Source organism: Bacillus sp. FJAT-44742, from assembly GCF_002797315.1.
Lineage (GTDB): Bacteria > Bacillota > Bacilli > Bacillales > Marinococcaceae > Thalassorhabdus > Thalassorhabdus alkalitolerans.
Map to the genome: position 1 here is coordinate 598,456 of NZ_KZ454936.1, position 13,828 is coordinate 612,283.

Annotated in this window: 12 protein-coding genes and 1 other annotated feature; all 12 genes read left to right on the forward strand. The window is 42.1% G+C overall.

Annotated features, from left to right (window positions below):
• Position 1: 1 nt before the first annotated feature.
• Positions 2-331, forward strand: coding sequence for a post-transcriptional regulator (locus CEF17_RS03035; protein ID WP_100398233.1), 330 nt, complete (start codon positions 2-4; stop codon positions 329-331).
• Positions 332-500: 169 nt separating this feature from the next.
• Positions 501-1,799: a protein translocase subunit SecD gene (gene secD, locus CEF17_RS03040; RefSeq protein WP_100398234.1), complete on the forward strand. Its 1,299-nt coding sequence runs from the start codon at positions 501-503 to the stop codon at positions 1,797-1,799.
• Positions 1,789-2,736: a protein translocase subunit SecF gene (gene secF / locus CEF17_RS03045; protein WP_100398235.1), complete on the forward strand. Its 948-nt coding sequence runs from the start codon at positions 1,789-1,791 to the stop codon at positions 2,734-2,736. The genes secD and secF overlap by 11 nt, the downstream gene beginning before the upstream one ends.
• A 171-nt stretch (positions 2,737-2,907) precedes the next feature.
• Positions 2,908-3,825 carry a cation diffusion facilitator family transporter gene (locus tag CEF17_RS03050; protein ID WP_100398236.1) on the forward strand — a complete coding sequence of 306 codons (918 nt, stop codon included), beginning with the start codon at positions 2,908-2,910 and terminating at the stop codon, positions 3,823-3,825.
• A 19-nt stretch (positions 3,826-3,844) separates the two neighbouring features.
• Positions 3,845-4,183, forward strand: coding sequence for a LapA family protein (locus tag CEF17_RS03055; protein WP_100398237.1), 339 nt, complete (start codon positions 3,845-3,847; stop codon positions 4,181-4,183).
• Positions 4,184-4,258: 75 nt separating this feature from the next.
• On the forward strand, positions 4,259-6,625 hold the full coding sequence (gene recJ, locus CEF17_RS03060; protein ID WP_100398238.1) for a single-stranded-DNA-specific exonuclease RecJ: 2,367 nt from the start codon (positions 4,259-4,261) through the stop codon (positions 6,623-6,625).
• Positions 6,615-7,127, forward strand: coding sequence for an adenine phosphoribosyltransferase (locus tag CEF17_RS03065; protein ID WP_054635539.1), 513 nt, complete (start codon positions 6,615-6,617; stop codon positions 7,125-7,127). Before recJ ends, CEF17_RS03065 begins: the two co-directional genes overlap by 11 nt.
• A 130-nt stretch (positions 7,128-7,257) precedes the next feature.
• The gene (locus CEF17_RS03070; RefSeq protein ID WP_100398239.1) at positions 7,258-9,429 is read left to right on the forward strand and encodes a RelA/SpoT family protein; all 2,172 of its coding nucleotides are present in this window, start codon (positions 7,258-7,260) and stop codon (positions 9,427-9,429) included.
• 34 nt (positions 9,430-9,463) lie between these two features.
• Complete coding sequence (gene dtd / locus CEF17_RS03075) at positions 9,464-9,904, forward strand: D-aminoacyl-tRNA deacylase (protein WP_100398240.1); 441 nt, start codon at positions 9,464-9,466, stop codon at positions 9,902-9,904.
• Between the two features lie 48 nt (positions 9,905-9,952).
• Positions 9,953-10,132, forward strand: coding sequence for a hypothetical protein (locus tag CEF17_RS19815; protein ID WP_232725400.1), 180 nt, complete (start codon positions 9,953-9,955; stop codon positions 10,130-10,132).
• Between the two features lie 73 nt (positions 10,133-10,205).
• Positions 10,206-10,427 (forward strand) — a binding site (T-box leader).
• 113 nt (positions 10,428-10,540) lie between these two features.
• Complete coding sequence (gene hisS, locus CEF17_RS03085; protein WP_100398242.1) at positions 10,541-11,821, forward strand: histidine--tRNA ligase; 1,281 nt, start codon at positions 10,541-10,543, stop codon at positions 11,819-11,821.
• Positions 11,818-13,596, forward strand: coding sequence for an aspartate--tRNA ligase (gene aspS / locus CEF17_RS03090; protein WP_100398243.1), 1,779 nt, complete (start codon positions 11,818-11,820; stop codon positions 13,594-13,596). The genes hisS and aspS overlap by 4 nt, the downstream gene beginning before the upstream one ends.
• Positions 13,597-13,828: the final 232 nt, after the last annotated feature.

Here is a 13,828-nt window from a genome sequence, read left to right on the forward strand (position 1 = left end):
TGTGAAGAATGAACAGCAATTCGACGTATGGAAGAATGACCTTGAACCAGTCTTATCAAGCAAAACTGAGGAATTTCAATTAATGGGTTATGATAAGGCCACAAATGAGGAAGTATGGCAGTGTGTCATGCACAAAGTTAAGAAGAAAAAAGAGTTTATCAGGTTTCATGCTCTTGTTAACGAAATTTTCACATTAAGGGTAAGCGATTATATGAATCAGCTTACAATTGAAGCGTATAAAGGCCCAGACCTGCTTAGCAGTTCCTATGAAGATGAACTTGGGGCTTTGTTGGGGGAAGTGGAAAAGCCGGAAGGTACCAGAGCAGATTGACAGGTGTAAGAGTCTATCAGTATAATCTAAATATTGCAGCGCACACTATTGTAAACCGTACATAGATCATAGCTTAAGCATTGACCCCGGAGAGCTAATCTGTCCGGGGTTCTCCCTGTGTTTGAAAGCAGGGAAAAGGCTCATAGAGCCGAAGGAGGATGAAAGGTACATGGGAAGAATGTGGAGAATTGCTGTGTTTTTTGTGATTGTCCTTTTGCTGGGAGGCGTCATTTACCAGACTGCAGACGATCTTGCAGCTGATACAAACTTAGGACTCGATCTTCAAGGCGGCTTTGAAATTTTGTATCAAGTAGAGCCTACAGAGGATACAGAGATTACGGAAGACGCTTTGAATGCAACCGTAAGTGCTTTAAATCAACGTGTAAACGTCCTTGGTGTATCCGAACCGTACATTTCGATTGAAGGAGAGGACAGAATTCGTGTGCAGTTAGCTGGGGTTGAGGATCAGCAGCAGGCACGAGAGCTACTGGCTACAGAAGCCAATCTTACTTTCCGGGATGTGGACGATAATTTAATGCTTTCTGGGGACGAGCTTGCGGAAAATGGAGCAAGTGTCACGTTTAATGAAGCCAATCAGCCGGAAGTCGGAGTGACATTAAGAGACGGAAATGCTTTTGGTGAAATTACAGAAGACATTATGGAACGCTATGATCAGTATGAAAGCCGCCTTGTTATCTGGCTTGATTATGAAGAGGGTGATTCATTTTATGAAGAAGCCCAGCAGGCTGATCCTAAGTACTTGTCAGCACCAACGGTACACCAGCCTCTGTATACAGAAAATATAGTCATTCAAGGCGACTTCACCATTGAGGAAGCCAGGTTTTTAGCAGAAGTATTGAATGCCGGTGCCCTGCCCGTTGAATTAAATGAAGTATATTCAAACGCCGTTGGTGCCTCTTTAGGTGAACAGGCAATGGAAATGACAATTTATGCAGGTTTTATCGGGATTGCGTTAATCCTGACCTACATGCTCATCTATTACAGGTTTATGGGCATTATTGCCGCGATCACCCTCTCTGCTTATATTTATATCGTGATGTTAATGTTCAATCTGATTCAAGGCGTGCTGACTCTCCCTGGAATAGCAGCATTGATCCTTGGTGTCGGTATGGCTGTTGACGCGAACATTATTACCTATGAGAGGATAAAAGAAGAACTGAAATCAGGGAAATCTGTAATGTCGGCATTTAAAGCTGGAAGCCGCCGTTCGTTATCAACCATACTTGATGCAAACATTACGACGATTCTGGCTGCAGGTGTTCTGTTCTATTACGGGACCAGTTCAGTGCAAGGCTTTGCAGTCATGCTGATCGTCAGCATTTTAACCAGCTTCTTAACTTCAGTGTATGGCTCACGTCTCCTTTTAGGTCTATGGGTGAAAAGCCGGGTATTTAATAAAAAGCCCAGGGTTTTTGGTGTAAAGGAGAGTGAAATCAGTGAACTATAACTTTGAGAATCGGAACATTGATTTTGTTAAGCACCGAAAAAAGTTTTTTGGTATTTCACTCGCGTTTATGTTAATTGGTGTCATCCTTTTGTCCACTCTTGGATTAAATTTAGGGATTGATTTTGAAAGCGGCTCTCGGGTTGAAATACAAGGCGATGAGCCTTTTACGGAAGAAATGGTGTATGAGGAATTCGCTCAAATTGGTGAGGGATATGAGCCTGACGATGTAACGTTAGCTGGTGACAACAATGAATTGGCTCATGCCCGGTTCATCGGTATGCTTGAGCAAGAAGAGATTGCAGAAATTCAAGTTTATTTTATCGAGGAATATGGAGTCGAGCCGAATGTAAGTACCGTCTCGCCCCAGGTTGGCCAGGAGCTGGCAATGAACGCTTTGATCTCAATTCTGATTGCCTCTGTTGGTATTATCATTTATGTGACGATACGATTTGAATTCTTGTATGGATTAGCGGCTATCCTTGCCCTGGTCCACGATGCCTTCTTTATTATTGCGGTGTTCAGCATTACTCAGTTTGAAGTGAATGTACCATTTATAGCAGCAGTACTGACTATAGTGGGCTATTCAATTAATGATACAATTGTTACCTTTGACAGAATAAGGGAAAATATGAAGTTTGCAAAGAAAATCAAAACCTTTGAAGACCTGTCTGCGGTGGTAAACAAAAGTCTCGTACAGACCTTAGCACGCTCGATTAATACAGTCCTGACTGTCGTGTTTGCCGCAGGAGCTATTTTTCTTTTTGGAGGAGAAGCTATTCGATCCTTTTCCTTTGCATTGCTAGTAGGGCTTGTAGCAGGAACGTATTCGTCTCTGTTTCTTGCCTCACAGGTATGGCTCATTTGGAAGTGGAAGCAAATTGAAAGACGGAAATTTAAGAGCCCTGAGCCTGCAGAAACAGCAGAGAGGGAAGCATAAATCAAAAATAATAAAAAAGCCATGGTACGGCAGCCATGGCTTTTTATCTGCCTTCATAAAATGGGAGATTTAACCAGATGGTAGGGGATTGGAGAGATTGAAAATTTCTGCGTAAGTTCATCGATATTAGATAAAATAAAGAAAGGTGAAAAGAGATGAAGGGAGGCTGCGATGTCCACATTTGAAGAAGAACGTTATAGTAAAGTGAAATTTGGTGCCTGGGTAGGAATCATTGGAAACATTGTATTGGCTATTTTAAAAGGAGTGATTGGCGTAATCGCTGACAGCCGTGCCTTAGTAGCTGACGCCGTCCATTCCGCCTCTGATGTGGTAGGTTCGGTTGCCGTTTTAATCGGAGTCCGGGCTGCAAAGCTGCCTCCAGATCGAGATCATCCTTATGGACATGGGAAAGCTGAATCCGTTGCAGCAATTATTGTAGCCGTATTGTTGTTTGTTGTTGGTTTCGAAATTGCTCTTTCCTCCATTCAGGACATGACTGAACCTGTAACTGTCCCGCAGACGCTGGCTTTATACGCAGTTATCGTTTCTATTATTGTAAAGGAATTAATGTTTCGCTATAAATATAAATTGGGTAAAAAGTATAAAAGCGAGGCGTTGATGACAGATGCCTGGCACCACAGATCTGATGTCTTTTCTTCGTTAGCTGCTTTAATCGGGATTGGCGCTTCCATTGCTGGAGGAGCTTATGGAATCGATTGGCTTGCCTACGCCGATTTGGCTGCCGGGATCTTTGTTGCAGGCCTGATTATGAAAATGGCCTGGAAGCTTGGAAAAGAATCGATTCACAATGCTCTTGATCATGTTCTTCATCCAGAAGATACTGAGAAAATGGAAAAAGAAGCACAAGGGGTGCCTGGTGTTCTTCAGATTGATGAATTCTTTGCGCGAGAACATGGCCACTATGTCATTATTGATATAAAAATAGCGGTTGATCCGAAAATTACAGTAGAAGAAGGTCATGCAATCGGAAAAGAAGTAAAACGAATTTTAATGAAAGAAAATTATGTGCATAACGTATTAGTCCATGTAAATCCATACGAAGAAGCCGAAGAAAAAGAGAACCGCTGATTTGGGAGGAGCGAGTACTATGAAGGGGCAATACGGGTTAATTATCGGCCTTATCATCGCTTTGCTAATTGCTGTGTTTGCAGTAATAAATGTCGATCCGGTAGAAGTGAACTATTTATTTGGCACAGCTGACTGGCCTTTAGTGCTGATTATTTTAGGATCTGTTTTAATGGGAGGACTGCTTGTCGGTTTTGTAGGAATGGTAAAAGTATATCGTCTCCAGCAAGAAAATAAGCAATTAAAACAGGCTTCTGGTACAGACAGTCATTCAAAAAGTGAGAAGAATGCCCGTGAGAACAGCAGAAGGACTGGAGGAGCAGAAGATACAGCAAATGCAGGAAGAAGCTCAAGAAAATAACGAAAATGAAATAAGATAACAATTGTTTCCCCTTGTCCCCTTTAGTATAATAGGTGGGTCAAGGGGTGTTTTATTATGCTGCAATCGAAACGAAAATGGATTGTTGAACAAGAGACCAATGAAAACATTGAACGACTCAGTAAAGAACTGCAAATTTCAGAGGTTACCGCACGGTTATTATGGAACCGCGGGATCAGAAGTGCCGAAGAAGCTTTGAAGTTTTTACATACAGAAATATCACAGCTGCACGATCCATTTCTTATGGATGGGATGGAGACTGCGGTTAACAGAATAAAAGAAGCGGTCAGTAATAAGGAAAAAATATTGGTTTTCGGGGACTACGATGCTGATGGTGTATCAAGCACCTCTATTATGATTTTCCTGCTTAAGGAATTAAAAGCTGAGTTTGGATGGTATATTCCCAACCGCTTCACGGAAGGATACGGGCCAAACATTCCAGCTTTCGAAAAAGCGAAAGAAGAAGGGGTTTCACTTGTCATTACTGTTGATACCGGTATTGCTGCCGTAAAAGAAATTGCAGCAGCCAAAGAGCTGGGAATTGACGTCATTGTAACCGATCACCATGAACCCCCTCCTGAATTACCTGAGGCATATTGTATTATCAACCCTAAGAAGCCTGGATGCCCGTATCCCTTTAAAGAATTGGCTGGGGTCGGGGTTGCCTTCAAGCTTGCTCATGCCTTGTTAGGACGGCTTCCTGAGGAATGGCTGGATATTGTAGCGATAGGCACGATAAGTGATTTAGTGCCTCTTATAGACGAAAATCGTGCGCTCGCAACCTACGGGTTGAGACAGTTAACATCCTCTTCCAAGCCAGGGATTCAGGCTTTAAAGAAACTCTGCGGGGTAGATGGACAGGTCATGGAAGCAGATAACGTAGGCTTTGCTTTTGGCCCCCGTTTAAACGCTGCCGGCCGGATGGACTCTGCTGATCCTGCTGTTCACCTTCTTACCACTTCAAACGCGGCAGAAGCCGAAGAGTGGGCTGAAGTGATCGATGATTTAAATAAGGAAAGACAAGAAATTGTCAGTGAGATGACTAAAGAAGCAGTAGAGGAAGTAGAGAGCGCTTATCCTCCGGAAAGGAACTCTGTGCTTATTATAGCAAAGGAAGGCTGGAATCCTGGCGTAATTGGGATTGTGGCATCCCGTCTTACAGAGAGGTTTTACCGGCCGGTAATTGTTATGGCGATTGACCCGGAAAAAGGCGAAGCCAAAGGTTCAGCCCGAAGTATTAAGGGATTTGATATGTTTAAAAACCTGTCCAAGAACAGAGACATCCTTCCACACTTTGGAGGCCACCCGATGGCTGCCGGTCTTACGATGAAAGTTGAAGATATTGAGGACTTGAGAGCACGCTTGATTTCTCAGGCAAATGTAGAAATGAGCGAGGAGGATTTTATTCCTGTCACTTCTGTGGACATGATTGTGCCTCTTGAACAAGCAACGCTTGCTGTGATCGAAGAAATGAAGCAGCTTGAGCCCTATGGAATAGCTAATCCTAAGCCGAAGATTATGCTTGAAGATGTTGATCTTAAATCGGCAAAGAAGATCGGGTCTAACCAAAACCATCTTAAAATGCTATTCGGAAAAGAAAATTATCAATTAGAAGGGGTAGGCTTTCATCTTGGATATTTATGTGAGGAAGTTGAATCGGGTACAAAAGTTTCTGCGGTAGGGGAGCTTTCTGTAAATGAATGGAATGGTTACCGAAAGCCACAGATCTTTTTAGAAGATCTTGCTGTGAGAGAATGGCAGCTTTTTGACCGCCGTCGGGAGAAAAAACCAGCTGAATTATTGAAGACCCTTCCTTCTGATAAGACAATAGGTGTAGCATTTGAAAGAGAAACAATAGAGGTATTTGGAAGAGAAGTCTCAGATCTGGATATCATACATGTTAGTGAAATCGATGTTTTACCTCAAAAAGAAAAGGAAACGTATATCGTGATGGTTGATTTGCCTAAGACTATGGAAGAGTTCTCCAAAGCTTTAAAGCACCTTAAACAGATTGAAAGGGTCTATCTGCTCTTCAAAGACCATGGCGGCTTCTTTTTTGAAACCAGGCTTACAAGGGATCACTTTAAATGGTTTTACGGTTTCTTAAAGAAGCAGGGCACCTTTGATTTGAAAAAGCATGGAGAACTTCTTGCTAAGAAGAAAGGGTGGTCTTCTTCCACTGTTTCATTAATGGCAAAGGTGTTTTCTGAGCTGGATTTTGTTACAATGAATAACGGATTAATAACAGTGCAAGATGCTCCGGCTAAAAGAGACCTCAAAGATTCCCCCACGTATCGCAATTATGAAGAGCGCACGCGTGTTGAACAGGAACTTTTATACGCTTCCTATAAAGAATTAAAAAACCAGGTTTCTTTATATATAGGAGAAAAAGATAATAAGGAGAAGGTAGAACATGGATTTTAAAGAACATATTACAGTAGTCGAAGATTATCCGAAACCTGGCATTCGTTTTAAAGACATTACAACGTTAATGCAAGAGGGAAAGGTATATAAGCAAGCTATAAATGAGATGGCTGAGTTCGCCCGAAAACAAAACGCAGATGTTATAGTAGGGCCCGAAGCAAGAGGATTTGTGGTCGGCTGTCCGATTGCTTATGAATTGGAAAAAGGGTTTGTCCCAGTAAGAAAAAAAGGAAAGCTTCCTCGTGAAACCATTGATGCGGATTACGGATTGGAATATGGCAGCGATTCTCTTTCCATTCATAAGGATGCTATTAAACCGGGACAAAGAGTTATTATTACAGATGATCTTCTTGCCACCGGTGGAACAGTCAAGGCCACTGTCAAGCTTGTAGAGGAGCTTGGAGGCATCGTTGCAGGGCTGGCCTTTATGATCGAACTCACCTATCTTGAAGGACGGAGCGGTTTGGATCAATACGAACTATTTTCACTGGTTGATTTTTAATGATAGACTGCCGTCAGAGGGTGCTCTCTTAGGAGCGCTCTTTGTTTTATATTAAGAAGCATGGTACTTTACAGGAATGATAAACTTAAAGATAATATAAAGAAATATGAAAGGCTTGCAGGGTGATTCCATGACCATCGATGAAGTGTTGGAAAAGGCAAAAGTGTACCTATCGGCAGAGGATGTTTCTTTTTTAGACAGAGCCTATAAGTATGCAGAAGAAGCCCATAAGGATCAATATCGCAAGTCCGGGGAGCCCTATATCCTCCACCCTATCCAGGTGGCAGGGATATTGGTTGATCTAGAGATGGACCCGGACACAATTGCTGGTGCTTTTTTGCATGACGTTGTTGAGGACACTGATGTAACGGTTGAACAGTTGAAAGAAGCATTTAACAGTGAAGTGGCCATGCTGGTTGATGGAGTCACCAAACTGAAAAAGATCAAATATAAATCAAAAGAAGAGCAACAGGCAGAAAACCATCGCAAAATGGTAGTTGCGATGGCCAAAGATATAAGAGTGATTTTAATCAAGCTGGCAGACAGGCTTCACAACATGAGAACGTTAAAGCATCTTCCTCCGGAAAAACAACGTCGCATTTCTAATGAAACGTTAGAAATTTTTGCTCCGTTAGCTCATCGTTTAGGGATATCAACTATAAAATGGGAGCTTGAAGATACTGCCCTTCGTTATCTTGACCCTCAACAGTATTATCGGATTGTAAACCTGATGAAGCAAAAGAGAGCAGAGCGAGAGCAATATATCGAGGAAGTTATAGATAATATTAATAATAGTCTGCAGGACATTCATATCTCAGCAGATATACAAGGACGCCCAAAACATATATACAGTATTTACCATAAGATGGTCAAGCAAAAGAAACAGTTTAATGAAATTTACGATTTACTTGCAGTGAGAATTATTGTAAAAAGCATTAAAGACTGCTATGCGGTTCTGGGCATCATTCATACCTGTTGGAAGCCGATGCCAGGACGCTTCAAAGATTACATTGCCATGCCAAAAGCAAACATGTATCAATCCCTTCACACTACTGTACTGGGACCTAAAGGAGAACCATTGGAAGTTCAAATTCGCTCCGAAGATATGCACAGAGTGGCAGAGTACGGGGTTGCTGCTCACTGGGCTTATAAAGAAGGGGGAACTGAATCAAAATCCTTAGGCGACCAGCTGACATGGTTCAGGGAAATAATAGAGTGGCAAAACGAAGCTTCTGATGCCCAGGAATTTATGGAGTCGTTAAAAATCGACTTGTTTTCTGATATGGTGTTTGTCTTCACGCCAAAAGGGGACGTTATCGAGCTCCCACGGGGGTCCGTTCCTATTGACTTTGCCTACCGGATTCACACCGAAATTGGGAACAGGACGATCGGCGCTAAAGTAAATGGCAAAATGGTGCCCCTGGACCATGAACTCAAAACCGGGGATATTGTGGAAATGCTCACGTCTAAGCATTCATACGGCCCGAGCCAGGATTGGCTGAAGCTGACACAGAGTTCTCATGCCAAGAACAAAATCAAGCAATTTTTCAAAAAAGAACGTCGTGAGGAGAACATCAATAAAGGAAGAGAAATGGTTGAAAAGGAACTTAAGACACAGGATTTTGACCCGAAGGAAATTATGACGGAACAAAATCTTGCTGAAGTTGCCAATAAGTTCAGCTTTACAGGTGAAGAGGACATGTTTGCGGCAGTTGGCTATAATGGAATCAGTCCTAAACAGCTGGTAACTCGCTTAACTGAAAAATACCGCCAAAGGAAAGAGGAAGAGCAGGAAGAGAAATCACTAGCAGAGGCAGTAAAAGAGCTGACTCCTCAATCTTCTGGAAGAAAAACAAGTATTGGTGTGAGAGTTAAAGGGGTAGACAACCTGTTAATCCGTCTTTCTAAATGCTGTAATCCCGTCCCGGGAGATGATATAGTAGGCTTTATCACAAAGGGGAGAGGGGTCACCATACACCGTGAGGACTGTCCTAACGTAAATACCGAAGAAGCAAAAACAAGGCTTCTTCCTGTAGAGTGGGAAGCAGATGAAAAGCGGAAAAATTACAATGTTGATATAGAAATAACAGGGTATGACCGCCGGGGTCTTCTAAATGAAGTTCTACAGTCTGTCACCGAAACAAGAACGAATATTAATGCTGTATCTGGCCGCTCTGACAAAAACAAACTTGCAGTGATTGATATGAGTATTGCCATTCACAACGTAGATCACCTTCATCAAGTGGTGGAAAGAATTAAGAGGCTGTCAGATATATATTCTGTTCGCCGTGTAATGAATTAAATTTATTGAATAGCAGGACAGGGGTTTAAATAACATGAGAGTAGTTATTCAGCGTGTGAGTTACGGAAAAGTAACAGTTGAGAACGAGGTGATCGGTTCGATAGGGAAAGGGATCGTTGCTTTGGTGGGTATTACTCATGAGGATACGGAACAGGATGCAGATTGGGCAGCAGAAAAAATAGCCAACCTTCGCATTTTTGAAGATGAAGGGGGGAAAATGAATCGTTCTCTCTTAGATCAGAATGGAGAGGTTTTATCGGTTTCTCAATTTACTCTTTATGGCGACTGCAAAAAAGGCCGGCGTCCTAATTTTATGAGTGCAGCCAAACCAGATCATGCTGTTAATATTTACGAACATTTCAATGAATCATTAAGAGAAAAAGGCATCAAGGTTGAAACTGGGGAATTTGGAGCAATGATGGATGTTGAATTAAACAATGATGGCCCAGTAACATTGATTGTTGAAAATCCTTGATTAAAAAAAAACAAAGGGGCTATACTACTTTTTAAATACTTTAAAAGGGTGAGAGTAGTGAAGGTTCCAATGTCTACAGCTGTCTCTAATGAATCGTATCAAGGGAGCATAAAAGCTGACCCTTTTCCATATGAAAAGATGGAATTAGAAGAAAGTGGTCTTTCCCCTTGGGGAGTTACTGCTCCTATAGAGAGGACAGCTTGCAAGAAGAAGTCTAGGCTTCGGTAGCTCTGCAAAAGAGAAGTTGTTGACAAGTTTTCTCTTCATTCGTATGATAGAAAACAGCAAATAGTTTAGACGAAATGAACCAATGAGGGAGAAAAGTAGTCAAGTACAAGTCGGTCAGAGAGGAAGGTGCCCGAGGCTGAAAGCCCTTCTGCGAATAACTTGATGAAAGAACACTCCTTAGGTGTGCTTTTGAAAAGATATCTTAGTAAAAAGCACCGTAAGCAGGCGTTAACTGTAAAAGTGGAAACTATATGTTTCAAAAAGGGTGGCACCACGGGTAAGTCTCGTCCCTCGTTTTTGCGAGGGGACGGGACTTTTTTGTTTATTTACATAGGAAAATTAAGGTGTATTCCGTTGGAAAGGAAGAAATGATATCAAGAAAGTATAAATTAGAGAGGAGAACTGACCATGAATATACGCATCCCTAGAGGAACACAAGATATTCTTCCTGGAAAAGTCGAACAGTGGCAATATATTGAAGAAAAAGCCCGCGACCTTTGCAGAAGGTATAATTACAAAGAAATACGAACTCCTGTTTTTGAGCAAACTGAGCTTTTTCAAAGAGGTGTTGGCGACACAACTGATATTGTACAAAAAGAAATGTACACCTTTGAAGACAGAGGCGGGAGAAGCCTGACACTTCGCCCTGAAGGCACCGCGTCTGTTGCACGGTCCTATGTGGAAAATAAAATGCACGGGGAAGCACAGCAGCCGACAAAGCTCTTTTACATCGGGCCAATGTTTCGTTACGAAAGACCTCAGTCCGGAAGGATGAGACAGTTTGTACAGTTTGGTGTTGAAGCAATTGGAAGTGCCGATCCTGCTGTAGATGCTGAAGTAATTGCACTTGCTATGGATTATTATAGCGAACTTGGTTTAAAAGGATTAAAATTGGTGATTAACAGCTTAGGAGATAAAGAGAGCCGGGACGCTCACCGCCAGGCACTAATTGATCATTTTCAACCAAGAATCAATGAATTTTGCAGTGACTGCCAAGAGCGATTAGAAAAAAATCCTTTGCGCATTTTGGATTGTAAGAAGGATGCGGACCATGAGCTAATGAAAACAGCTCCTTCTATTTTGGATTATTTAAATGAAGAATCATCGGCTTATTTCGAAAAGGTTAAATTCCTCCTTGACCAGATGGGAGTCTCTTATGAGGTTGATCCTGCGTTGGTGCGGGGATTAGATTATTACAATAATACAGCCTTTGAGATTATGATTGAAGGAAAAGGGTTTGGGGCAATCACGACGTTAAGCGGCGGAGGCCGCTACAACGGCCTTGTGGAAGAGCTTGGGGGACCCGAGTCACCTGGTATAGGGTTCGCGTTAAGCTTAGAGAGACTCCTTATGGCTCTTGAAGCTCAGGAAATTAATCTTGAAATAAAAGAATCCATAGATTGTTATTTAGTTGCTATGGGAGAAAAAGCTAAAGATAAAGCAGCAGTTCTTTTATACGAATTAAGAAAAGAGGGCCTGACGGCTGATAAGGATTACATTGACCGAAAACCTAAGGGTCAGTTTAAATCAGCAGATCGTTTAAAGGCCAGATACACTGCCATTCTCGGTGAAAATGAATTGGAAGCGGAAAAGATCAATGTAAAGCATATGGAAACAGGTGAACAAAAAGAAATAGCACTTAGTGATTTTATTACTTACATGAAAGAGAATATGGAGGAATCAATATGATTGGAAGAACACATCAGTGCGGGGAAATATCAGAAGCATTAATTGGAGAAAAAGTGCAGTTGAAAGGCTGGGCTCAAACAAGACGGGACTTAGGACAGGTTATTTTTATTGATTTACGTGACCGATCCGGTATTGTTCAAATTGTTTTCAATCCGGAGATTTCTGAGGAGGCTCTTCAGACAGCAGACAGGGTGAGAAGTGAATATGTGTTAGATATAAAAGGGACAGTAATTAAAAGAGAAGAAGAAACCTATAATGACAAAATTCCGACCGGTACGGTGGAAGTCCAGGTAAATGAAATTGAAATTCTTAACCCTTCAAAAGCTCTGCCCTTTGCTGTCGACAGCGACGGGGAGATTACGGAGGATGTTCGCCTGAAATACCGCTATCTAGATTTAAGAAGGCCAGAAATGACAGAGACAATCAAGCTTCGTCATAAAACTACCAAGATCATTCGTGACTTCCTCGACAACCATGAATTTCTTGATGTGGAAACACCAATGCTTACAAAAAGCACTCCTGAAGGAGCGAGAGATTATTTAGTGCCAAGCCGGGTGCATCATGGTGAGTTTTATGCTCTTCCTCAATCACCGCAGCTATTCAAGCAGTTGTTAATGGTATCTGGACTTGAGCGATACTACCAAATTGTTCGCTGCTTCAGAGATGAAGATTTACGGGCCGATCGCCAACCTGAATTTACGCAAGTCGATATTGAAACCTCCTTCATGGATAAAGAAGATCTTCTTGCCATGATGGAAGAGTTAATGGCTACCTTGCTTAAGGACATACATGGTGTAGAAATTGAAACGCCTTTCCCTCGTCTGACATATGAAGAAGCAATGCATCGTTATGGATCGGACAAGCCGGATACACGTTTTGGCATGGAACTTGTAGAGCTTTCAGAGATCGTCAAAGACAGTGATTTTAAAGTATTTGCCCAGGCAGTAAAAAATGGTGGCATCGTAAAAGGCCTGAATGTAAAAGGTGTGGCTGATAATATGTCTCGTAAGGAAATAGACGATCTTGCCGACTTTGTAGCCATTTATGGAGCGAAAGGTCTAGCTTGGCTGAAGGTTGAGGAGAACGCATTAAAAGGACCAATAGCGAAGTTCTTCAGTGAGGATGAAACAGCAGCGATCCGCGAGGCTTTAGATGCGGAGCCGGGGGACCTTCTCTTCTTTGGAGCAGATAAGCCGCAAGTAGTATTCGATGCTATGGGTGCTTTGCGCTTGAAATTTGGAAAAGAACTTAACTTAATTGATAAGTCTGTATTTAATTTCCTATGGGTTACTGAATTTCCTCTTATGGAATACGATGAGGATGAAAACCGCCATGTTGCTATGCACCACCCGTTTACACGTCCGGTAAAAGAAGACATTAATGTACTGGATGAGGATCCGGCTCAGGTGAGAGCAGAAGCATATGATCTTGTCCTTAACGGCTACGAACTTGGAGGAGGTTCTCAGCGTATTTATGAACGGGAACTCCAGGAAAAAATGTTTACAGCTCTTGGCTTTTCTCAAGAAGAAGCGAGAGACCAATTTGGCTTTTTGTTAGAAGCTTTTGAGTATGGTACTCCGCCACATGGCGGGATTGCCCTTGGCCTCGACAGACTGGTTATGATTTTAGCAGGCCGCACCAACCTTCGGGATACTATTGCTTTTCCTAAAACGGCAAGTGCCAGCGACCTCTTGACAAAAGCTCCATCAGACGTAAGCGAGAAGCAGTTAAAGGAGCTTAACTTAAAAATAGTATCCAAAGGAAAGAAAGAATAAAGAAAGAGAAGGAAGACAACCGAGAAAAAGAATGAGGCTGTCTTAAAATCACATGAAGATAGAGAAAAATCCAGGATATGGATTATCCTGGATTTTTTTATGCAGTCTGCTTTGTTTCCTGAAACAGGCGGGTCACTTGTTTCGTTTCAGGAAATGATTGACAACGGCTGCTAGTGCCGCTTTCCACAAAGGCGAATCAAGGAAAAGGCTTTATTTTCTTCTTCGGATTAAG

What these genes read in the sequence shown, in the direction of transcription:
- CEF17_RS03050 (WP_100398236.1), top strand. Translation starts at nt 2,908, where the DNA reads ATGTCCACATTTGAAGAAGAACGTTATAGTAAAGTGAAATTTGGTGCC.
- recJ (WP_100398238.1), top strand. Translation starts at nt 4,259, where the DNA reads ATGCTGCAATCGAAACGAAAATGGATTGTTGAACAAGAGACCAATGAA.
- secD (WP_100398234.1), top strand. Translation starts at nt 501, where the DNA reads ATGGGAAGAATGTGGAGAATTGCTGTGTTTTTTGTGATTGTCCTTTTG.
- CEF17_RS03065 (WP_054635539.1), top strand. Translation starts at nt 6,615, where the DNA reads ATGGATTTTAAAGAACATATTACAGTAGTCGAAGATTATCCGAAACCT.
- dtd (WP_100398240.1), top strand. Translation starts at nt 9,464, where the DNA reads ATGAGAGTAGTTATTCAGCGTGTGAGTTACGGAAAAGTAACAGTTGAG.
- CEF17_RS03055 (WP_100398237.1), top strand. Translation starts at nt 3,845, where the DNA reads ATGAAGGGGCAATACGGGTTAATTATCGGCCTTATCATCGCTTTGCTA.
- CEF17_RS03070 (WP_100398239.1), top strand. Translation starts at nt 7,258, where the DNA reads ATGACCATCGATGAAGTGTTGGAAAAGGCAAAAGTGTACCTATCGGCA.
- aspS (WP_100398243.1), top strand. Translation starts at nt 11,818, where the DNA reads ATGATTGGAAGAACACATCAGTGCGGGGAAATATCAGAAGCATTAATT.
- hisS (WP_100398242.1), top strand. Translation starts at nt 10,541, where the DNA reads ATGAATATACGCATCCCTAGAGGAACACAAGATATTCTTCCTGGAAAA.